Raw genomic sequence first — 21294 nt, forward strand, 5'->3', positions numbered from 1 at the left:
ATGAGCCGCCACAGTGGCCCCGGCGCCTGATGCTTGCCGGGAGTGTGCGACGGCAAAGCAACTGCGGCGAAGGAACGGGCGCGCCGCTTCGATCAGGAAGCCCGATCGTCGAATTCGACGCCCGCGTCCCTGATCTTGTCGTTCGAGTGATCCATGAACCGCGTGATGATCGGCAACGCTCCGCCGGCGATCACGCAGAGCAGCCCCAGCCCCAACAGCAGCATGTTGCCGGTGACCGAGCCCCTGCTGGTGAGCGGAAAACCCGCGAACATCAGAAGCAGCGCCAGGGTTTCCGCAACGAGCTTGTCCATACGGGTCACCTCACGCGAATATGACGAGAAGGATCGTGCCGATGCCGGTCAGGATGGCGACGATGACCGTCCACGGAAGGGCGAGCTTCATCACAGCGCCCTCCTGTCCTTTGATGCCGCTGATGCTGGTGCCCAGCACGATATTGGCCGGGCCGATCGCGTTGCCATATGCGCTGCCGGCCGCCTGCGCGGCGATGATCGCTTCGGTCGGCAGCGAATGCAGTTGCGCGACATCGCTCTGCAGGCCGCCGAACAGTACGTTCGACGCGGTGCTGCTCGACGTCATGAAGGCACCCAACGCGCCGATCACGCTCGCGATGCCCGCATAGACGAGCGGCGGCGACACATCGGCGATACCGTGCGCGAGCACCTGGGTCTGGCCGCTATGGTCGAGCACCCGGCTGGTGACGAGGAAAGCGATGACCGGCACCGATGCGGGCACGCCGTCGACGATCAGCGAGCGCCCCAGATTCTCGCCGCCATGCCGCGATTGCCACGCGCCGTAGAAGCCGTTCACGCGGTACACGATCCACACGACGATCGCGGAGATCAGCAGCATCGTCCCCGGGTGGGTGAATGGCGAGAACGGCGCGTAACGCTCGACGGCCGCGTTTCGCACGCCAAAGCCCGTGGTCACTTCGGGGAACGGCAGGCCGATGCGGAATTGCCGCATCGCATCGTTCAATGGGCCAATAAGCAGAATGCCCAAGGTAACGACCGTCAGCACGACATACGGCAGGAATGCCATGCCGAGACTCATCACCGGCTCTTCGGTTTCGGTCTGCATGCCGACGGCGGCCGGGTCCATCGCGGGACGATCCGGGACCTCGGCGGCGGGAACCGGCTCCCTGAACCGACGCCAGCGCGAAAGCGGATACAGGGCGACCATCGCGACGGTTGCGGCGAGGAACGTCGACAGTTCAGGGCTCAGGAACGCGAAGATCAACTGGCCGAAGCCGAGGATCGTGCCGAGGATCAGGACCAGCGGCCATCCGTGGCGCACCGCTGCCCAGCGCCCGTATAGCCACACGATCAGCAGGCCACCGAAGTACGTCGGAATAAGCAGCAGCACACACGATTCGAAAGCGGCGCGTCCCACGTCCTGAATGTCGGCCACCTGCAACGTCGCGAGCCAGCCGACACCGAGGGTGCCGAAGAAGCGCGCCCACGCGTGCGCGATGATCGAGATGGCGGCGGCATGGACCGGTCTTACACCGATCGCGAGCAAAAGCGGGGCGACGACTGCAATTGGCGCGCCGAAACCCGCAATGCCTTGAAGAAACGACGAAAATACCCAGCCGAGGCCGAGAATGACGAATAAATCATTGCGGCTGAAACGGGAAATGCCGTGTCGAAGTGCGTCGTAGCCGCCGGCCTGTTTGGTGATCTGATAAAGCAGGAGCGCCGGCCACATTACATAGAGAATGAATATGGCATCCCATACGCCTTTGCCACTGGCGACAGCCAAAGTCGTGATCGGGGTGCGGAATGCGAATACGGCAATCAGGCCGGCAACGAACATCGCGCCAGGGCCTGCCTCGGGCGCCCGCCAACGCAGCGGAACGAGAAAGACAAGCAAGGCGATGATGGAAAGTGTTGCCAGAATCCAGTGAATTAGATCGACCGGAAGGGTGATTTCATTCATCGTTGTCCCTCTCGCAGTTGATACGCCTCGAATGCTGTGAGGGGGCACTATTCGGTATGGCCCGAACTAATAATAGTTCGTTTTCTTAATGCCGCAAGTTGACTGCAAAAGCGTGGATTTATTGCGCTGCGGAATTTATTGCTGGTCTATTGCGGCGGAATTCTGTCTGAAGGCGAGGCGCTGCATTTGAATAAACGATAATTAACGTTTTTAAATCGTCGTCGCGGATGCGATCGTTTCGGGGTTCAATCGTCGACCAAATAACGACCGATGAAGAAACAGCCGGCCGCCAGCGCAGCGCCCAGCGCCGCGACCGTATAGGCAAGCCTGACACCGTGCCACAAGCTATCGAACCATTGATGCAACTGCGCCATCAGCACTGCCGCGTTGCCGCCTATTTGCTGTAGCTCGATCAGATAGCGCGGATCGACGATGCCGTACATCGCGACCGCGCTATCGGGCGGCGGCACGCTGATGTAGATCAGCACCGCGGCGATCAGGCTGACGACCAGGATCGCCGCACCGCAGAGATAGAGCCGCTTTTGCAGCGGCGAGCGTTGGGTGGAGGAAGCTGCGTCGTGATCGTTGCCGTTCATCGTTGCGTGGGTGGGTGCGCTAGCAGCCGTCGTGGAGGAAGCCGAGCCGCCAGTATCGCAGAGCGTGGACCGGGGGCGGCCACGCGCGCCCGGGCCACGTCAGCTCTTCGACGTCAGCAACTTGATCCCGGCAATCCCGAACATTACCGCGAGCGAGCCATCGAGCCAGCGCCGGATCGCCGTATAAACGCGCCGCGCGGATGCCGTCGAAAACAGCATCGCGTAGCTGCTGAATACCGTCGCGCCGATCACCATGCAGCCCAGCACGACCGGCATCACATGCGCGGCGCCGTGTACCGGCGACATCGCGAGCGACACGATCGAAAGCCACACGAGGACCGCTTTCGGGTTGGTCAGATGCAGCAAAAGGCCACGCAGATAGAGCCGCCCGAGCGGTTCGTCGACGCGCGCCGCGCTCGCGGCCGGCTTGCCGGCGCTCAACGCCGAGCGCGCGGACTTGAAGCCGAGCCACAGCAGATACAGCCCGCCCGCGATCCGGATCGCCACGAGGCATTCCGAGTAGGTGGCGAGCACCGCCGACAGCCCGAGCGACGCGAGCAGCGCCCATGAGAACGAGCCCGATACCACCCCGAGCGCGAACACCAGCGCCGCGCGCCGGCCCGCGCTCATCGCGAGCGACATGATCGCGAGATTGCTCGGACCAGGACTCGCGGTGCCGACGAAATAGGCGCTGTAGGCGATCAGGACATCGGCGGTGAGCACAGGGCTGGCGATCATGGCGGGCAAATGTAAGGGCGGGGTGCGTGTTCGGCAATGCGATGCAACGCACCACACGGCCGGTTGAATGAAGCAACGATTCTGCGCGCCGTCGCGCGCCGCTCACAGATACAGTTGCGCGTCCGTATGGCAGCACACTCGGTTCGAAGCCGAATCGAACGTGCGTTGAACGCGCTGCGCCAAGCGCTCAACCGCGCGCCGCGCTCGCAATACACTCCGCCAACGCATCGGCGACCACCGGCCGGCTATGCCGCGGCCGCAGCACGAGTCCGATCTCACGCTCGAAAGTCGCATCGCCGAGTTCGAGTGCCACGACGCTCGCCGGCCATTTGCCGAGACTGGCCGTGTTCGGAATCAGCGCGACTCCCATGCCGCGCGCGACCAGTTGCACGATCGCCTGCAATTCGTCGAGCTCGACCGCATCGCGCACGCCAATGCGCGCGCGCCGCAGAAAACGATCGACGAGCCGCCCGCCAAACGACGCGCGGTCGTAGCGGATGAACGGCTCGCTGCGCAGCAGTTCGCGCCACGTGCGGCCGCCGCGCGCGAGCTTTTTCGGCGCGAGCAGCACGAACGGTTCGGCGACCAGCGTGCGCCATTCGAGCTCCGACGGCAGCGCGAACGGCGGTTTGATGATGACGGCCAGATCGAGTTCGCCCGCGTCGACCTGGCCGAGCAGCGCCAGCGACACGCCCGGCACCACGCGAATCCGCCAGCCGGGACGGTCGACGCGAAAGCGCGCGAGCGCGTCGGCCAGCAGCGCCACCTGCGCGGACGCGATCGCGCCGACCCGCAACATGCCGCTTTCGGCGGCGGCGCCGCTGCGCTCGGAGAGCCGCGCGTAGAGCGTCATCATTTCCTCGGCGAGCGCGAGCGTTTCGCGGCCCGCCTCGTTGAGCGTCGCCGAGCGGCCGGTGCGGTCGAACAGCGGGAAGCCGAGTTCCTGCTCGAGCCGCTGCATCTGCGCGCTGACCGCCGATTGCGTGAGCCCGATGCGCGCGCCCGCACCGGAAAACGTGCCGTACTGGCTGACGGCGATGAAGGTTTTCAACTCGCTGAGCATGATCGATCAATCGATTTTGGTGATGGTCAGGTCAAATATATATCGTTTCTCAACATTTTTATTCATGGTTAGACTTGGCTTTATCTGAGCCGATTGCCTGCCGTGCGAGTCATGCCAGTCGTAACCCAATCCCCACACCACCCAGCGAGTCTTCCTATCATGAGCGTTGCCGAAACCGCTTTGCCGCCGTTCCACCTGGCGTTTCCTGTTCATAGCCTCGCCGCCGCGCGCGAGTTTTACGGCGAATTGCTCGGCTGCCCGGAAGGGCGCAGCTCGGACGCGTGGGTCGATTTCAATTTCTACGGCCATCAGATCGTCGCGCATCTGGCGCCGGATGAAGTCGGTCACCGTCATACCAGTGCCGTGGATGGCGACGCGGTGCCGGTGCGCCACTTCGGCGCAGTGCTGTCGATGGAGCAATGGCAGGCCGCCGCGGATAAACTGCAGAAGGCCGGCGTCGAATTCATCATCGAACCGCATGTGCGCTTCAAGGGCGAGGTCGGCGAGCAGGCGACGATGTTCTTCCTCGATCCGTCGGGCAATGCGCTCGAGTTCAAGGCGTTCGCCGATATGTCGTCACTGTTCGCCAAATAAGCGTCGCTGGCGTTGACGCCGGCACACGGATAGCTGCAAATGAGAAGGCCGGTCGACCATTCAGGTTGACCGGCCTTTTTCGTTGAAGGGGAAGGACCGCGCGAAGCAGAATCGACTCGTGTTGCGAATAAAACTGAAAGCATGTTTCACAATATTTCGAACGAAAGCCCTGCCGTGAATCAGCAAACGTTCCATTAACTGCGCGTAAATTTATTCAACAAACGTTTGCCTGGCGCCTAATTCGCTGCAAATCCGGCGATTGCTTTTCGCCTTCAAAAATGGCGCATTTGCTTTCAACAAGCTTCCTGACAATTTCGCCATTCTCGCGCCATGCAGGCGTTGGTGCTACCGATCTAGCATAAGCGGAGATTCAATCCCTCCCTCCACCCGCATTTTCTCTGGCCCGTTTCAATGTGGATCGTCAACGTAGCGCTTAAGCGGCCATACACGTTCATCGTGATGGCGATTCTGATCGTGCTGGCGACGCCCTTCGTGCTGTTCACCACGCCCGTCGACGTGCTGCCGGAAATCAACATTCCGGTCGTCAGCATCATCTGGACGTACACCGGGCTGTCGGCCGAGGACATGGCCACACGCATCACGTCGGTCAACGAGCGCAGTTTGACCACGACGGTCAACGACATCGAACATATCGAATCGCAGTCGCTGCCCGGCATCGCGATCCTGAAGGTGTTTTTGCAGCCGAACGCGAACATCCAGACGGCCATCGCGCAGACGGTCGCCGTCGAGCAGGCGCAGTTGAAGCAGATGCCGCCGGGCGCCACCGCGCCGCTCGTCATCAGCTACTCGGCTTCGAGTATTCCGGTGATCCAACTCGGACTGTCGAGTCCGAAGCTCTCGGAGCAGGACCTGAACGACACCGCGCTGAACTTCCTGCGTCCGCAACTCGTGACGATTCCGGGCGCGGCCGTGCCGTACCCGTATGGCGGCAAATCGCGGCTGATCTCGGTCGACCTCGATACGCGCGCGATGCTGGCCAAGGGCCTGACGCCGGCCGATGTGGTCAACGCGTTCAACGCGCAAAACCTGATTCTGCCCACCGGCACGGCCAAAATCGGGCCGAAGGAATACACGATCGACATGAACGGTTCGCCGCCGACGCTGGAAGGCCTCAACGATATTCCGGTGCGTACCGTCAACGGCGCGACGACCTATCTGCGTGAAGTCGCGCATGTGCGCGACGGCTACTCGCCGCAGACCAACATCGTGCGGCAGAACGGCCATCGCGGCGTGCTGATGTCGGTGCTGAAGAACGGCAACGCGTCGACGCTGTCGATCGTCGATACGTTGAAAGGCCTGTTGCCGGCCGCGCGCGCCGCGCTGCCGCCGGATCTGCAGATCACCGCGCTGTTCGACCAGTCGGTGTTCGTGAAGGCGGCGGTGCAGGGCGTGGTGCGCGAGGCGCTGGTCGCGGCCGCGCTGACCGCCGCGATGATCCTGCTGTTCCTCGGCAATTGGCGCAGCACCTGCATCATCGCGATCTCGATTCCGCTGTCCATCCTGTCGTCGCTGATCGTGCTGCACGCGCTCGGGCAGACCATCAACATCATGACGCTGGGCGGCCTCGCGCTCGCGGTCGGTATCCTGGTGGACGACGCGACCGTGACGATCGAGAACATCGAGCGGCACCTGCACATGGGCACCAATCTGCACGACGCGATTCTCGACGGCGCCGGCGAAATCGCGGTGCCGGCGCTGGTGTCGACGCTGTGTATCTGTATCGTGTTCGTGCCGATGTTCTTCCTGACCGGCGTCGCGCGCTATCTGTTCGTGCCGCTCGCGGAAGCGGTGGTGTTCGCGATGCTCGCGTCGTACATCCTGTCGCGTACGCTGGTGCCGACGCTCGCGATGCTGCTGATGGGCCACGCGCACAAGCCGAAGGCGGGCGCGAAGCCGGGTCTGTTCATGCGTCTGTATCACCGCTTCGACGCTGGCTTCGAGCGCATGCGCGCGGCCTACATCATGATCCTGAGCAGCCTGCTCGTGCGCCGCAGGATGTTCGGCACGCTGTTCCTCGGTTTCTGCGTGCTGTCGATGGGCCTGTTTTTTGCGCTCGGCGAAGACTTCTTCCCGAGCGTCGACGCGGGCGACATCCGTCTGCACATGCGCGCGCCGACCGGCACGCGGATCGAGGAAACCGCGCGGCTCGCCGACGAGGTCGAGAAGGTGATCCGCGAAGTCGTGCCGCAGAAGGAGTTGGGCACGATTCTCGACAACCTCGGCGTGCCGTATAGCGGCATCAACCTGTCGTATAGCAATGCGGGCACGATGGGCACGCTCGACGGCGAGATCCAGATCGCGCTGAACGAAGGCCACGAGCCGTCGCAGATCTACATGGACAAGCTGCGCACGATCCTGCCGCAGCGTTTCCCGGGCGTCGAGTTCTTCTTTCAGCCCGCTGATATCGTCACGCAGATCCTGAACTTCGGCCTGCCCGCCGCGGTGGACGTGCAGATTGCCGGCGCGAATCAGCAGGGCAACCTCGATGTCGCGCGCAAGCTGTTGAAGCAGGTGCGCCTGATTCCCGGCACCGTCGACACGCATATCCAGCAGAAGCTCGACGAACCGGTGCTCGGTCTGAACATGGACCGTACCCGCCTGCAACAACTGAACCTGACCGCGAACGACGTCGCGCAGAACGTGCTCGTTTCGCTATCGGGCAGCTCGCAGACGTCGCCGGGCTTCTGGGTCAACAACAGGAACGGCGTCGAATACAGGGTCCAGGTGCAAACGCCGCAGTACCAGGTGTCGTCGATCGACGAACTGCTGCGCACCCCGGTGTCGGCCACGATGAACGGGCCGACGCAACTGCTCGGCAACCTCGTGCAGGTGTCGCCGAAGAGCCAGTTCGCGGAAGTCACGCATTACAACATCCGGCCGGTGATCGACCTTTTTGTGAGCGTTGAAAAGCGCGATCTGGGCAGCGTGGCGAATCAGGTCGACAGGATCGTCAACGAGGTGCGCGGTACGCTGCCGCGCGGCAGCACGATCACCGTGCGCGGCCAGGTACAGACGATGCGCAGTTCGTTCTTTGGGCTCGGCATCGGCGTCGCGATGGCGATCGTGCTCGTGTATCTGCTGATCGTCGTGAACTTCCAGTCGTGGGTCGATCCGCTGATCATCGTCAGCGCGTTGCCGGCGGCGCTCGCGGGCATCATGTGGATGCTGTTCCTGACCGGCACCCACTTGAGCGTGCCGGCGCTGACCGGCGCGATCATGACGATGGGCGTCGCGACCGCGAACAGTATTCTGATGGTCGCGTTCGCGCGCCAGCGGCTCTCGGCCGGCGCGCCGCCGCTCACGGCCGCGCTCGAAGCCGGCGCGAGCCGGATCCGTCCGGTGCTGATGACCGCGTTCGCGATGATCATCGGCATGATTCCGATGGCGCTCGGTCTCGGCGAGGGCGCCGAGCAGAATGCGCCGCTCGGCCGCGCGGTGATCGGCGGCTTGCTGTTCGCGACCGTATCGACGCTGTTTTTCGTGCCGCTCGTGTTCGCGGGCATTCACTCGTGGCTTGCGCGCCGTCATAGCAACGGCGGCGGCAACAACGGCCGCGATGGCGGTGGAACAGGCGGCAATGGCGGTGGAACAGGCGGTGATGGCGGTCGAAGCAGCGGCCATAGCGACAGCTCCGCGCCGGAACACAGCAGTGCGGCGACGCCCGCGTAAAAGTTAAACGATGGTTGACTGAGATGACCGAAAAAACTCATGCATCGCTAGCGATCCCCACGCGGGAAACCGAACAGGGGGAACACCTGCTGCCGCCGCGCCATCGCGAATGGAAGCGCGCGAAGATCGCGATCCTGATCGTGCTCGTGCTGCTCGCAATCGGCACGCTGCGCACGGTGATCGCGAACGTGATGCAAAACCGCGAAGTCACGGCGACCGCGCAGCAAAACGCCACGCAGTACGTGAACGTCGTCACGCCACAGCAGACCGACGGCGGCGGCAACACGCTGCTGCCGGGCACGTTGCGCGGCTATGTCGAATCGCCGATCTATGCGCGCGCGACCGGCTATCTGCTGCACTGGTACGTCGATATCGGCGCCCGCGTGAAGCAGGGGCAATTGCTCGCCGAGCTCGATACGCCGGAAATCGATCAGGAACTCGCGCAGGCGCTGGCGCAGCGTCAGCAGATCAATTCGAGCCTCGCGCTCGCGAAGAGCTCGCTGGAGCGCTGGCAGCAGCTTCGTCAGCGCGATGCGGTGTCGCAACAGGAACTCGACGAACGGCAAAGCACCTACACGCAGGACCTCGCGAATCTCGCCGCTGCCGACGCGAACGTCAAGCGTCTGCAGCAGCTCGAATCGTTCAAGCGGATCGTCGCGCCGTTTGCGGGCGTGGTCACGCAGCGCAACGTCGACGTCGGCGATCTGATCGACGCGGGCAGCGGCACGAGCCGGGCCCTGTTCGCGCTCGCGCAGTCGGACCCGTTGCGCGTCTATGTGCAGTTGCCGCAGGCCTACGCGCAGAACGTCGCGGTCGGGCAGAAGGTCGTGGTCACGCAGGCCGAGCTGCCGGGCCAGCAGTTCAACGGCACGATCACGCATATGTCAGGCGCGATCGACGTGCCCACGCGTTCGTTGCAGATCGAAGTGACGCTGCCGAATCCCGACGCCAGGCTGCGCCCCGGCGCCTACGTGCAGGTCGAGGTGCCGGCCGCCGCGCACGAGCGCCTGACGGTGCCGGGCAACGCATTGCTGTTTCGCGCGGAGGGTCCGCGCCTCGCGGTCGTCGATGCGAAGGGCAACGTGAGCCTGCACAAGGTCGTGATCGCGGTGGACCTCGGACAGCAGCTCGAAATCGAAAGCGGTATCTCGCCGACCGATCGCATCATCATCAATCCAAGCGACTCGATTGCCGACGGCGATCACGTTCAGGTGCAGCCGCTGCCGAAGAACGGCAAGGAGGCGTCTTGATGTTCGCGGCTTCCCGCCGGGCGCGCCCACGCTGCACCCCGTTCACCGCGCTGGGCGCTTGCGCCGGCGCGGCCTTGCTCGCCGCTTGCACGGTGGGTCCCGACTATCAGCGTCCGCAAGCCGAGGTGCCGCCCGAATGGCACACCGATTCGTTCTGGCGCGTCGCCGCGCCGTCGCATGCGCCGATTGCGCCGGACTGGTGGACGGGCTTCGCCGACCCGACGCTCGCGACGCTCGAAACCCAGGCGCTCGCGCAGAACCAGACGCTCGCCGCGGCGAGCGCGCACTATGAGCAGGCCAAGGCGACACTCGCGAACACCAGCGCGCAGCGCGTGCCGGAAGTCAATTTCTCGGCCCAGGCCTCGCGCTTTCGCATTTCGCACGACCGGCCGCTGACCAACTACGCGACGCCGACTCAATCGACGGTACAGAACAACATCCAGCTCGGACCGACGCTCAGCTACGACACCGATCTGTTCGGCCGCATCCGTCGTGAGGTCGAGGGCGCGCAGGCGTCGGCCGAACAGTCGGCGGACGATCTCGCGAACGCACGCCTCGTGCTGACGACCGATCTCGCCACCGACTACTTCTCGCTGCGTGAGCTCGACAACGAGATCGACGTGCTGAACCAGTCGGTGAAGCTGCAGCAGAAGGCGCTCGACTACGTGAACACCGAGCATGATCTCGGTTCGGTATCGGGCCTCGACGTGCTGCAGCAGAAATCGCAGCTCGATGCGACGCGCGTGCAGGCGCAACTGCTGCTGAATCAGCGCGCGCAATTCGAGCATGCGATCGCCGCGCTGGTCGGGGTGCCTGCGCCGCAGTTCGCAATCGAGCCGAAGGTGCTCGACATCAAGCCGCCGACGGTGCCGCTCGGCGTGCCGAGCGACGTGCTGCAGCGGCGGCCCGACGTCGCATCGGCGGAACGCGCGATGGCGGCCGCCAACGCGCAGATCGGCGTGGCCAAGGCCGCGTTCTTCCCGAGCCTGACGCTGACGCCGGGCATCGGCTGGGAGAGCACCGAGTTCGCCAATCTGCTGAGCGCGCCCACGCTGATGTGGACGCTCGGCGCGGCGGTCGGCCAGGTGATCTTCGACGGCGGGCGGCGCGCGGCCAACGTCAAGTTCGCGAGCGAGGGCTACAAGGCGACCGAGGCGAATTATCGGCAGACGGTGCTAAGCGCGTTCCAGCAGGTGCAGGACGGCATCACCGGACTGTCGGTGCTCGATGGCGCGGCGAAGCAGTCGCGCGAGGCGGTCGAGGATGCGCAGCGGCTGCTGTCGCTCGCGAACGATCGCTATTCGGGCGGGCTCGTCGCGTATCTGAACGTGATCGACGCGCAGGAATCGCTGCTGACGAGCGAGCGCACGGATGTGCAGATTCATGGGCAGCAGTTGACGCTGTCGGTGGCGCTGGTGAAGGCGCTCGGCGGCGGTTGGGATGGCGGCGCGCAAGGCAGTGCGATGGCCGCGAACGAGGCACATGCAACCGACGCTGCGGCGATGCCGCAGCAAGCGCCCGCCGGCGACGCGCAGCAGAAAGACATGCCGGCTCCTGCACGCTGAATCGCCGCGGCCGAGCTTCCATGCCGACGCAGTGGGATCGGCGCGAAGAATCGAGGGCGTTCGTATAATGCAAGGTTGACAGCCACTAGTGGCGGGGACACGGATGAAATTGCTGATTGTTGAAGACGAGCACAAGGTGGTGGACTACCTGCGCTCCGGTTTGACAGAGCAGGGCTGGGTCGTCGACGTCGCGCTCGACGGCGAGGAGGGCACGCACCTGGCCACCGAATTCGATTACGACGTGATCGTCCTCGACGTGATGCTGCCCAAGCGCGACGGCTTCAGCGTGCTGAAGGCGCTGCGCATGCGCAAGTCGACGCCGGTCATCATGCTGACCGCGCGCGACCACGTGAACGATCGCGTGCGCGGCCTGCGCGAAGGCGCCGACGACTACCTGACCAAACCGTTCTCGTTCCTCGAACTCGTCGAGCGTCTGCATGCGCTCGCGCGCCGCACGCGTTCGCAGGAGTCCACGCTGATTTCGGTCGGCGATCTGTTCGTCGATCTGATCGGCCGCCGCGCGACTCGCGACGGCGTGCGCCTCGACCTGACCGCGAAAGAGTTTCAACTGCTCAGCGTGCTCGCGCGCCGCCAGGGCGACATTCTGTCGAAGACCGCGATCACCGAGCTCGTATGGGACGTCAATTTCGACAGCCACACGAACGTCGTCGAAACCGCGATCAAGCGGCTGCGCGCGAAACTCGACGGCCCATTCCCGTCGAAGCTGCTGCACACGGTGCGTGGCATGGGCTACGTGCTCGAAGTGCGCGAAGAGGCCGAGTCATCATGAACCGCTCGATTGCCCGCCGCCTTGCGTCGATGTTCGCGCTGGTGGCGCTGTTCGTTTTTACGCTCGTCGGCAGCGGGCTCTTTCTGGTGCTGCGCTCGCAGCTCGAACATCATCTGCGCGAGTCGCTCGACGATCGCACGCAGATCGCGCGCATCATCGTCTCTCACGCGGTGACGCCAGAAAAATGGCGGATGGCCCGCGAAAAACTCACCGACATGACGCCGCACGACCGCAGCACCATGTACTCGGTGACGAGCGCGGAGCCGAACTTCCACTTCGGCACGCCGGTGCAGGGAACGGTCACGAAGAGCTGGCCCGGCGGCTACGCGCGCATCGCGCCGGAGGGCGGCGGCCCCGACATGCTGACCTCGACGGTGATCTTGCCGGCCAATGGCGCGCGGCCGGCGGTGCAGTTGCAGGTCGCGGCGAGCTATTCGCCGAACCTGCGCACGATGCGCGTGTTCGGCTCGGCACTCGCGGCGCTGTCCGCGCTCGGCAGTCTCGCGGTGCTGCTGCTCAGCTACTCGGTCACGCGCATCGGCCTCGCACCGCTCACGCGTCTGACGCGCGACGCATCCGCGGTCAGCCCGAACAACCGCTCGCAGCGGCTCAATACCGCGTCCTTGCCGCTCGAACTGAACGATCTCGCCAACTCGTTCAATGGTGCGCTCGAACGGCTCGACGGCGCCTACGGCCGCCTCGAATCGTTCAATGCGGACGTCGCGCATGAACTGCGCACGCCGGTCACGATCCTGATCGGCCAGACGGAGGTCGCGCTGACGCGCAACCGCTCGGTCGACGATCTGCGCCACACGCTGCAATCGAACCTCGAAGAATTCGAGCGGATGCGCGCGATCATCAACGACATGCTGTTCCTCGCGCGTGCCGATCAGGGCGAACGCGCGACGGGGTTGATTGAGGTGTCGCTCGCGGCCGAAGTCGCGCATACGCTGGAATTTCTGGAGATTCCGCTCGAAGAGGCGCGCGTGCATGCGAAGTTGCAGGGCGATGCGTTCGCGCGCGTGAACCGGTCGCTGTTCGGCCGCGCGTGCACGAACCTGCTGATGAACGCGATCCAGCACTGCGAGCCGGGCGCGACGATCAACGTGACGATCGCGCGCGGGGAAGGTGCGATGCGCGACCAGGTGCGCGTCGTGGTGGCGAATCCGGGCGCGCCGATCGCGCCGGACGTCCTCGAACATCTGTTCGACCGTTTCTATCGCGCGGAAGTCTCGCGTACCAATAGCCGCGAAAACCACGGGCTCGGACTCGCGATCGTGAAGGCGATCGCCGAGATGCATCGTGGCACCGTATCCGCGCACAGCGCGAACGGCATCAACACGTTTTCGTTTTCGATGGCGGCGTCGGTGATGTCCACTTCGGGCGATATACCGGCCGCGCGTGCGAGCGCGAATGCCAATGCGAATGCGGCCGGCGTCGCCGCCGATACATCCTATTCGTCGCTCGCGAAAGGCAAGTCGGCCTGAACCGGCAGGCGCGGCTTCAGCGCCTGTTCGCTGGCCGAGCTCAGCGTGCTGATGCGCACGCCCAATAGCCGCAGCTTGCGGTTCAACTGCACGCGTCGCAAACATTCGGTCGCCGCGCGGCGGATTTCGGTCGCGTCGGCGGTCGGTTCGTCGAGCGTCAGGTCGCGCGTGACGGTGCGGAAATCGTCGTAACGCAGCTTGATGCCGATCGTGCGGCCCACGTAGCCCTTGCGCACGAGATCGTCGGCGACACGCACGCACAGCCCCGTAAATGCGCTAGATAACGCCGGCCGATCGTGACGCGGATGCAGATCGCGTTCGAAGGTGGTCTCGCGGCTGATCGATTTCGGCTCCGATTCGACCACCACCGGCCGCTCGTCGTGACCCTGCGCAACTTCCATCAGCCACGCGGAATAGCTGCGCCCGAAATTGTCCTGCAACAGCCCGGCGTCGGCGGCGGCCAGATCGCCGACCGTCGCGAGGCCGAGCGCGCTCAGCTTCTCCGCCGCCTTCGGGCCGATGCCGTTGACCTTGCGCACCGGCAGCGGCCATACGCGCAGCGGTATGTCGGCTGGCGTGAGGATCGTCAGGCCGTCGGGCTTGTCGAGTTCGGAGCCGATCTTCGCGAGCAGCTTGTTCGGCGCGACGCAGATCGAACACGTGAGACCGGTGGCCTGATGAACGGCATCCTTGATGCGCCGCCCGATATCGGCCGGTTCGCCCGGCAGCTCGGTCAGGTCGATATAGATCTCGTCGATGCCGCGATCCTCGATGCGGTCCGTGAACGTCCTGACGGCCGCCTTGAAGAGGCGCGAGTAGTGGCGATACGAATCGAAGTCGGTCGGCAGCAGGATCGCGTCGGGCGCGAGCGCGGCGGCCTTCATCATGCCCATCGCCGAAAACACGCCGAGCGCGCGCGCCTCGTACGTCGAGGTGGTGACGACGCCGCGGCCCGCGTAATCGCGCAGCTTCGCGAAGCGCTTGCTGCCGTCTTCGAGCAGTTGCGGCGCGCTGTTGCGGCCGCCGCCGATCACCACCGCGCGGCCGCGCAGTTCCGGATAGCGCAGCAGTTCGACGGACGCGTAAAACGCGTCCATATCAAGGTGCGCGATGCGGCGGGATGGCGAATTCATGGAAATTGAAGCGGGCGATGGGAATGAACGAAAGCGGTGACGGCGCGCGTCGCGACGCCGCCAGGCCGTAATGGTACCTTGCCGGGCGCGCCACCGGTCAGGGTCGCCGCGGCTGGCCGCATGCGTGGCATTCAACGGAATGTTGAAAAAGCGGCTCCAGTAACTATTCTTCACACTGAAATCCGCAGGTTGCGTGGCGGGTCCAGGCGGGGCCGCAACCGCTGCAGCCGAATTCGCCGCGACCGTCCACCACCGGGCTCGACAGATGATCAAGCGCATGTCGCTGATTTCGGCGTATATCGCACTCGGCTGCGCCGCAATGGTGCTGCCGGTCCTGATCAGCATCTATATCGCGAACGAAGACGTCGCCCGCCGCGAGCAGCGAGATCTGAGCCTTTACGCGGAGAAGGCCATGATGCGCACGGAACTGGTCACATATCAGGGCTTTGCCGCGATCGCGGACCTGCAGGCCGAGCACGCCGAGCCGTGCTCGCCGGAATACCTGAAACGGGCCGCCCATGTGATCTTCAACTACCGCTACGTGCGGGACGCGGGCGCGTACGGCGACGGGCGCTATCTTTGCTCGCCTCTTCTGGGCGAGGTTCGGACCCAGGATGTCGAACTGCCGCCGCCGCGCTGGCGCAGCAACGACGGCTACCTGGTCTGGTTTCAGCAAAAGAATCCGCTCAGCGACTTGCGCGAGGATATCCAGATCGGGCGCAACGGCGAATACGTGTCGATCGATCCCCAGTCATATGTCGATGTGATGGATCCAGCGGGAAGGGCGATCGCGACGATCAACACGGAGTTAAATTCGATCGTTGCACTGTCGTCCGGCGCGGACCCCGACGAGATGCTCCATGCATGGAAGCAGGCGGGGCGCGTCGATAGCGATGAATGGAACTACGCGGTGGCACGCTCGGAGACGCGCGCCCTCGGTGTCGTCGTCAAAGGCCGGCGCACCAGCCTGCTCAGGGACTGGCCCGGGCTGCTGGCGACGTGGCTATCGTTCGGCGTCGCGATGGGCGCCGCGTTCGGCTGGTTCGCGTTCAAACGGATCTCGCGGCAGGTGTCGTTCCAGGCCTCGCTCGAATGGGCGATCTCCCACAAAACCATCGACGTCGTCTATCAACCGATCGTGAATCTCGCGACCAGCGAATGCGTCGGCGTCGAAGCGCTGGCCAGATGGAATCTGAACGGACGCGATATCTCGCCGAATATCTTCATCGCATTGGCCGAGCAGCATGGCCTGATCCAGTCGTTGACCGACCTCGTGTTCGATCAAGCGCTGCAAGATCTGGCAGAGCTATTGCGTTCGCGGCCGTCGTTCTACGTGTCGGTCAACGTCAGCGGCGAGGATCTGCGCACGCCGCGCTTTCTGAACCTGATCAACGCGAGGCTCGCCGGAACCGGCCTGCGTCCCGCGCAGATCAGGATCGAAGCGACGGAGCGCAGTTTTCTGAACGCCGATGTAACCCGGCAGACGATCGCGGCCTTCCGAAGCGCCGGCCACCCGGTTTATATCGACGATTTCGGCACCGGCTATTCGAGCCTCGCCTATTTGCAAACCTTCATGATCGACGTGCTGAAGATCGACAAATCGTTCGTGGACACGATCGCCCAAGACGCGGCGTCGAGCATCGTCGCGCCGCATATCATCGAGATGGCGCACGAATTGGGGGTGGAAATCGTCGCGGAGGGGATCGAGCGCAGCGAGCAGGTCGAGTATCTGGTGCGCCGGGGCGTTCAGTATGGCCAGGGCTGGCTGTTCGCGAAGGCGATGCGTCGCGAGGAACTGCTCGCATGGCTCGAGGCGCGCCGCGCGTCGCATGCGCCGGCACAGCCCGCGATCCAGTAGTTCAGCGCCCGGCCTGGCCGGGCGCGATGCGCTTACTGCTTGATGCCTTCGGCCTGGATATGCAGCGTGGTCTTCATGTTGAAGCCGTACGCCTTGCCGAAGTCGATGCCGAAATCGTCGCGATTGAACGTCGCGACCGATTCCGTGCCGCACACTTCGCGCTTGAGCATCGGGTGCTGGATGCACTTGAACGATTCGATCTTCAGGTTGACCGGCTTGGTCACGCCGTGCAGCGTCAGCGTGCCGATCACTTCGACCGGCTTGTCGCCGTCGAAGCGGATCTGCGTGCCCTTGTAGGTCGCGGTCGGGAACTTCGCGGTGTCGAAGAACTTGTCGCCGACCAGTTCCTCGTTGAGCTTGTCGTTGCCGATGCCGACCGAGCTCAGATCGATCGTCGCCTCGACCGTGCCGGTCTTCGCCGCGCGATCGAGCACGACGGTGCCGTTGGCTTTCTGGAACTTGCCGCGCCAGATCGACAGGCCGCCGAAGTGGTCGGTCTCGAAGCTCGGCGATGTGTGCGTCGGATCGAGCAGGTAGGTCTCGGCGGCAGCCATCGCGTTGAACGAGCATGCGGCGGCGAGCGCGCCGGCGGCGAGCAGGAAGGATTTCTTCAAGTTGGACTCCAGGGGTCTAAAGGTAATGCGGTGCTGCTGTGTTGAACGTTATTTGTTTGCCGCGACCAGATGAAATTTGATGACGACTTCGTCGGCGACCACCGACGTGTCTTTCCATTCGCCGGTGCCGACGTCGAACTGCGTGCGCTTGATCGGCAGCGAGCCGTCGAAGGTTTGCGTGGCGCCCTGGCTCGCGATCACGACCGGCACGACGACCGTTTGCGATTTGCCCTTGATCGTCAGCTTGCCGGTCACCTTGTACTGGTTGCCGCCGGCCGGCGCGATCGAGCTCGACACGAAGGTCGCGCTCGGGAAGGCGCCGCTGTCGAACCATTCCTTGCCTTGCGCCTGCTTGTTGTAGTCGTCCGCGCCGAGGTCGTAGCTCGCGGTGTCGATCGACACGTTCGCGCTGCCCGCGGCCGGCTTGGCCGGATCGAAGTTCAGCTGCGCTGAGAACTTCCTGAACTTGCCGTCGACGGGCACGTTCATCTGTTTGGTCGTCGCGATCACGCTGCTTTTCGCGAGGTCGACGTCGGCGTGGGCGAGGTTCGCGCCGATGAGCGCAAGCGCCGCGAAAGAAGCGAGCGCCGCGCGATGAGCGGAGAGATAAAAGGGTGTCTTCATGATGGTACGCATCCTATCCGAGCTTCGCGGCGTGATTGCACACCGCGAGGAATTTGATTGCCAACCAGTCGTAACCAATCGACAGGCGTTGTGCCTTTCTTCAAGCTGTCATGTCGTTATGCATGGGTCTTCAGAAACGGCACCATGCGCGCGAGCAGGCCGTCACGATCGACGAACTGATGCTTGAGCGCCGCGAGCACGTGCATCAGCACCAGTGCGAGCAGCGTGTAATTGAGCAGCACGTGCACGGTGCGCAGCGTGGCCTTCAGCGCCTGATCGGGACCGATGATGGTCGGCAGCGGCACGACGCCCAGATACACAACCTGAATGCCGGCCGCCGAGCTGTAGAAGTAGCCGGACAGCGGAATCGCGAGCATCAGCAGATACAGCAGGCCGTGCACCAGATGCGCGGCGGCCTTCTGCCATGCGGGCGTTGCGGCATCGAGCGCGGGCGCGCGGTGCGTCGCGCGCCACAGCACGCGCAGCAGCGCGAGCGCGAACACGGTCACGCCGATCCATTTGTGCCACGAGAAGTATTTGAGCTTCGTCGGCGTGAAGCCTGGGATATCCGTCATGATCCAGCCGATGTAGAAGCCGCAGATCATCAGCGCGGCGATCAGCCAGTGCAGCGCGATTGCGGCGCCGTGGTAGCGCGTGGGAGCGGAAGCCTGTGTTTGCATCGTTCTCTATCCGTTGCTCGCGATAAGCCGCGTGGAAATGCGGATAGTAGGGAGGTCAAGAGAAACTGAATAGGGGGTGCGCGGGAACAGATTGTTTCTTCGTTGACGTTAATTGTGTTGAAAGGCTTGCGCGTGACAAGGCACGCCGACTGCCGTGGACCGGTCGCTGCGGCAACCGCTGTGGTAACTTGTGGCCCCGAACAACAAGGTTGCGCGCGCTTTGCCCAGCCACCGACATAACCCATTATCCGGGCCTTAAGCTGTGAATTCCGTTTTTCTTTCCTGGGGCATTGCCGCGGCCGCCACCGCCGGTGTGATCACACGGCCGTTCAAATGGCCCGAAGCCGTGTGGGCCGTCGCGGGCGCGGTGATGCTCGTCGTGCTCGGCCTGTTGCCCTTGCATCTGGCGATCGAAGCGATCGGCAAGGGCACCGACGTCTATCTGTTCCTGATCGGCATGATGCTGCTATCCGAAGTCGGCCGTCGCGAAGGGCTGTTCGACTGGGTCGCGGTGCTCGCGGTCAATCATGCGCGCAGTTCGCCGCGCAAGCTGTTCGTGCTCGTGTATCTGTTCGGCGTGGTGATCACCGCGTTTCTTTCCAACGACGCCACCGCCGTCGTGCTGACGCCCGCCGTGTTCGCGGCGGCGAAGAAAGCGAAGACGCCGCCGCTGCCGCTGCTGTTCGTCTGCGCGTTCGTCGCCAATGCGGCGAGCTTCGTGCTGCCGATTTCGAATCCGGCCAACATCGTGCTGTACGGCAATCACACGCCGCCGCTGGGACCGTGGATGCTGCGCTTCGCGCTGCCGTCGGTGCTGTCGATCGGCGCGACCTTCGTGATGCTGCGCTGGACACAACGCGACGCGCTGGCGGGCGTCTGCGAGGCGAATCTCGACGCGGTCGAGCTGTCGGCAAGCGGCAAGGTCGCACTCGCGGGCATCGCGGTGACGGCCGGCGCGCTGCTGACGGTCTCCGCGTACGACATCCAGCTCGGCATGCCGACCGCGATCCTCGGCACGCTGACCGCGCTCGTCGTGCTGATCAAGGAACGCAAATCACCGCTGCCGATGATCCGCGAAATTTCGTGGAATGTGTTGCCGCTCGTCGCCGGGCTGTTCGTGCTGGTCGAGATGCTCGATCACACCGGCGTGATCAGCACGTTCGCGGGTGCGTTGCGGCGCGCGACCGAGCACAACGAAATGGAAGCGGCCGCGTGGGCCGGCACGAGCATCGCGGCGCTCAGCAATCTGATCAACAACCTGCCGTCCGGACTGATCGCGAGTTCGACCGTGATGCAGGCGCAGAGCCCCGAGCGCGTGATCGACGCGTTCCTGATCGGCGTCGACCTGGGGCCGAACCTGTCGATCAGCGGCTCGCTCGCGACCATCCTGTGGCTCAACGCGATTCGCCGCGAAGGCGAAGACGTCGGCTTCATGAAATTCCTGAAGGTCGGTGTGCTGGTGATGGTGCCCGCGCTCGTGCTGGCGCTTGGGGCACGGATTCTAACGGGCTGAACGGACGGCTGACCGGTCCTTCCTCCGCGGGCTTGCGCGGGACCCGCGGCGTGCGGCGCCGGCGAGCTGGTCCAGTTGCGCGCCGACCGAGCGCAGCCTCGCTTCGAGGTGAGCGACGCGCTGACGTTGCGCGGGCACCATCGAAGATCGGTTCAACGCATGCAGCCGGCGATGCCAGTACGACAGCGGAAAACGGTCGCGCGCTGAAAGTGCATTGAAAACGACTTCGAGGTGGGCAATTTCCCTGTCGATATCTTGGTAACTCATCACAAAGGTCCAGGAAAGATGTGGGGATAGGGGCGCGCGAACCTGAAAGGGACAGCAAGCTCCGTTCCATCCCGCCTTTATGTAGTCAAAATCAGCCGTGACGGCGCAAAGCGCCACATGGGAGCGCGCCTGGCGCGCTGCGCGATGGTAAGAAGCGGCAAAGTCCATGCAAGCTTTACTGGCGGCGCCCCCGCGCGCCGCGGCGGCGCTCCACCTTTCAACCAGACAACGGGAATTCACCAGGCGTGCGCGCCAGGCGCGTGTCCTATGCTGAGTCAACGGCGTGGCCCGGCCGTGTGCGATCGAAAACCGCCCGCGCGGGGGCCCGCAACGCGCTTTCAATGCGGCACGATCACCAGCGGTTGCGCATAGCTGACGGTCGGCGCGGGCACCACCGCATAGTTGGGCGCGGGCGGCGCGACCGCGGCGGCGGTGGCGGAAGAGTTCGCCGGCTGTACGGGCGGCGCCGCGACGATGGTCGCGGCCGCCACCGGAACGGCGACAGGCGGCGCCGACACGTACACGGTATTGATCGGCACCGGGTAGTAGACCGGCCGTGGCGGCGGCGCGTAGACCACGGCGGCGGGCAGATACACGACGACTCTCGCGTAGGCAGTGGAAGAACAGGCGAGACCGATGGCGGTGAAAGTCGAAGCACAGGCGAGACGGATACTCATTTGGGACTCCTGATGCGTGAAAGCCGACAGACGGCAGACGGAACGATACGCAGCAGGTCCGCGAAGCGAAACCGCAAACTCATTTCATTCGATGTCACGCGGCACCGGCACTGGGCGCCGTGACATGATTCGACATGATTCTTGAATTGCGGTCGCGCAGCGTCTGACCAAGAATTCGGCCTGTCATCGAAACGGATCG

The 21294-nt window shown here is 64.2% G+C and carries 19 protein-coding genes; 8 read left to right on the forward strand and 11 right to left on the reverse strand.

What is annotated here, in order from left to right:
* Window positions 1-92: 92 nt before the first annotated feature.
* The 5 genes from AB3X95_RS18010 to AB3X95_RS18030 all read right to left on the reverse strand — a co-directional run bounded on the left by AB3X95_RS18010 (window position 93) and on the right by AB3X95_RS18030 (window position 4353).
* Window positions 93-311, reverse strand: a complete 219-nt coding sequence (locus tag AB3X95_RS18010; protein WP_176124777.1) for an EmrB/QacA subfamily drug resistance transporter — start codon at window positions 309-311, stop codon at window positions 93-95.
* Window positions 312-321: 10 nt separating this feature from the next.
* Window positions 322-1956 carry an L-lactate permease gene (locus AB3X95_RS18015; RefSeq protein ID WP_176366692.1) on the reverse strand — a complete coding sequence of 545 codons (1635 nt, stop codon included), beginning with the start codon at window positions 1954-1956 and terminating at the stop codon, window positions 322-324.
* Between the two features lie 245 nt (window positions 1957-2201).
* Window positions 2202-2552, reverse strand: a complete 351-nt coding sequence (locus AB3X95_RS18020; protein WP_184227301.1) for a hypothetical protein — start codon at window positions 2550-2552, stop codon at window positions 2202-2204.
* 99 nt (window positions 2553-2651) lie between these two features.
* A complete protein-coding gene (locus tag AB3X95_RS18025; RefSeq protein WP_176366694.1) occupies window positions 2652-3290 on the reverse strand; it encodes a LysE family translocator in 639 nt (212 codons plus the stop codon).
* A 187-nt stretch (window positions 3291-3477) separates the two neighbouring features.
* On the reverse strand, window positions 3478-4353 hold the full coding sequence (locus AB3X95_RS18030; RefSeq protein ID WP_368622080.1) for a LysR family transcriptional regulator: 876 nt from the start codon (window positions 4351-4353) through the stop codon (window positions 3478-3480).
* 159 nt (window positions 4354-4512) lie between these two features.
* Here AB3X95_RS18030 and AB3X95_RS18035 point away from each other — a divergent pair, with 159 nt between their 5' ends.
* The 6 genes from AB3X95_RS18035 to AB3X95_RS18060 all read left to right on the forward strand — a co-directional run bounded on the left by AB3X95_RS18035 (window position 4513) and on the right by AB3X95_RS18060 (window position 13729).
* Window positions 4513-4947: a VOC family protein gene (locus AB3X95_RS18035; protein WP_176107805.1), complete on the forward strand. Its 435-nt coding sequence runs from the start codon at window positions 4513-4515 to the stop codon at window positions 4945-4947.
* Window positions 4948-5358: 411 nt separating this feature from the next.
* Entirely contained in the window at window positions 5359-8637 is a 3279-nt protein-coding gene (locus AB3X95_RS18040) for an efflux RND transporter permease subunit (protein WP_368622081.1), read from the forward strand.
* Between the two features lie 23 nt (window positions 8638-8660).
* Window positions 8661-9887 carry an efflux RND transporter periplasmic adaptor subunit gene (locus tag AB3X95_RS18045; RefSeq protein ID WP_184227297.1) on the forward strand — a complete coding sequence of 409 codons (1227 nt, stop codon included), beginning with the start codon at window positions 8661-8663 and terminating at the stop codon, window positions 9885-9887.
* Window positions 9887-11452, forward strand: a complete 1566-nt coding sequence (locus tag AB3X95_RS18050) for an efflux transporter outer membrane subunit (protein ID WP_176124790.1) — start codon at window positions 9887-9889, stop codon at window positions 11450-11452. Before AB3X95_RS18045 ends, AB3X95_RS18050 begins: the two co-directional genes overlap by 1 nt.
* A gap of 103 nt (window positions 11453-11555) precedes the next feature.
* Window positions 11556-12242, forward strand: coding sequence for a heavy metal response regulator transcription factor (locus AB3X95_RS18055; protein WP_013091374.1), 687 nt, complete (start codon window positions 11556-11558; stop codon window positions 12240-12242).
* Window positions 12239-13729 carry a heavy metal sensor histidine kinase gene (locus AB3X95_RS18060; protein WP_368622082.1) on the forward strand — a complete coding sequence of 497 codons (1491 nt, stop codon included), beginning with the start codon at window positions 12239-12241 and terminating at the stop codon, window positions 13727-13729. The genes AB3X95_RS18055 and AB3X95_RS18060 overlap by 4 nt, the downstream gene beginning before the upstream one ends.
* Here AB3X95_RS18060 and dinB read toward each other — a convergent pair.
* Window positions 13696-14862 carry a DNA polymerase IV gene (gene dinB, locus AB3X95_RS18065; RefSeq protein ID WP_176366699.1) on the reverse strand — a complete coding sequence of 389 codons (1167 nt, stop codon included), beginning with the start codon at window positions 14860-14862 and terminating at the stop codon, window positions 13696-13698. The genes AB3X95_RS18060 and dinB overlap by 34 nt on opposite strands.
* 277 nt (window positions 14863-15139) lie before the next feature.
* Here dinB and AB3X95_RS18070 point away from each other — a divergent pair, with 277 nt between their 5' ends.
* The gene (locus tag AB3X95_RS18070; protein WP_368622083.1) at window positions 15140-16720 is read left to right on the forward strand and encodes an EAL domain-containing protein; all 1581 of its coding nucleotides are present in this window, start codon (window positions 15140-15142) and stop codon (window positions 16718-16720) included.
* A gap of 32 nt (window positions 16721-16752) precedes the next feature.
* Here the strand turns inward: AB3X95_RS18070 and AB3X95_RS18075 are convergent, their stop codons facing one another.
* From AB3X95_RS18075 to AB3X95_RS18085, 3 genes are all read right to left on the reverse strand, one after another.
* Complete coding sequence (locus tag AB3X95_RS18075; protein WP_176107812.1) at window positions 16753-17334, reverse strand: YceI family protein; 582 nt, start codon at window positions 17332-17334, stop codon at window positions 16753-16755.
* A 48-nt stretch (window positions 17335-17382) separates the two neighbouring features.
* A complete protein-coding gene (locus AB3X95_RS18080) occupies window positions 17383-17958 on the reverse strand; it encodes a YceI family protein (RefSeq protein ID WP_176124806.1) in 576 nt (191 codons plus the stop codon).
* A 116-nt stretch (window positions 17959-18074) separates the two neighbouring features.
* Window positions 18075-18638, reverse strand: a complete 564-nt coding sequence (locus AB3X95_RS18085; RefSeq protein WP_176124808.1) for a cytochrome b — start codon at window positions 18636-18638, stop codon at window positions 18075-18077.
* Window positions 18639-18900: 262 nt separating this feature from the next.
* On the opposite strand from AB3X95_RS18085, the gene AB3X95_RS18090 reads away from it, so the two are divergent.
* The gene (locus tag AB3X95_RS18090; RefSeq protein WP_176366703.1) at window positions 18901-20151 is read left to right on the forward strand and encodes an arsenic transporter; all 1251 of its coding nucleotides are present in this window, start codon (window positions 18901-18903) and stop codon (window positions 20149-20151) included.
* Here AB3X95_RS18090 and AB3X95_RS18095 read toward each other — a convergent pair.
* The gene (locus AB3X95_RS18095) at window positions 20140-20586 is read right to left on the reverse strand and encodes a hypothetical protein (RefSeq protein ID WP_255215048.1); all 447 of its coding nucleotides are present in this window, start codon (window positions 20584-20586) and stop codon (window positions 20140-20142) included. The two genes, AB3X95_RS18090 and AB3X95_RS18095, sit on opposite strands and share 12 nt — an antisense overlap.
* A 170-nt stretch (window positions 20587-20756) precedes the next feature.
* Complete coding sequence (locus AB3X95_RS18100; RefSeq protein WP_176366704.1) at window positions 20757-21095, reverse strand: hypothetical protein; 339 nt, start codon at window positions 21093-21095, stop codon at window positions 20757-20759.
* Window positions 21096-21294 lie beyond the last annotated feature (199 nt).

It is taken from the genome of Paraburkholderia sp. BR13444, assembly GCF_040948755.1.
Lineage (GTDB): Bacteria > Pseudomonadota > Gammaproteobacteria > Burkholderiales > Burkholderiaceae > Paraburkholderia > Paraburkholderia youngii.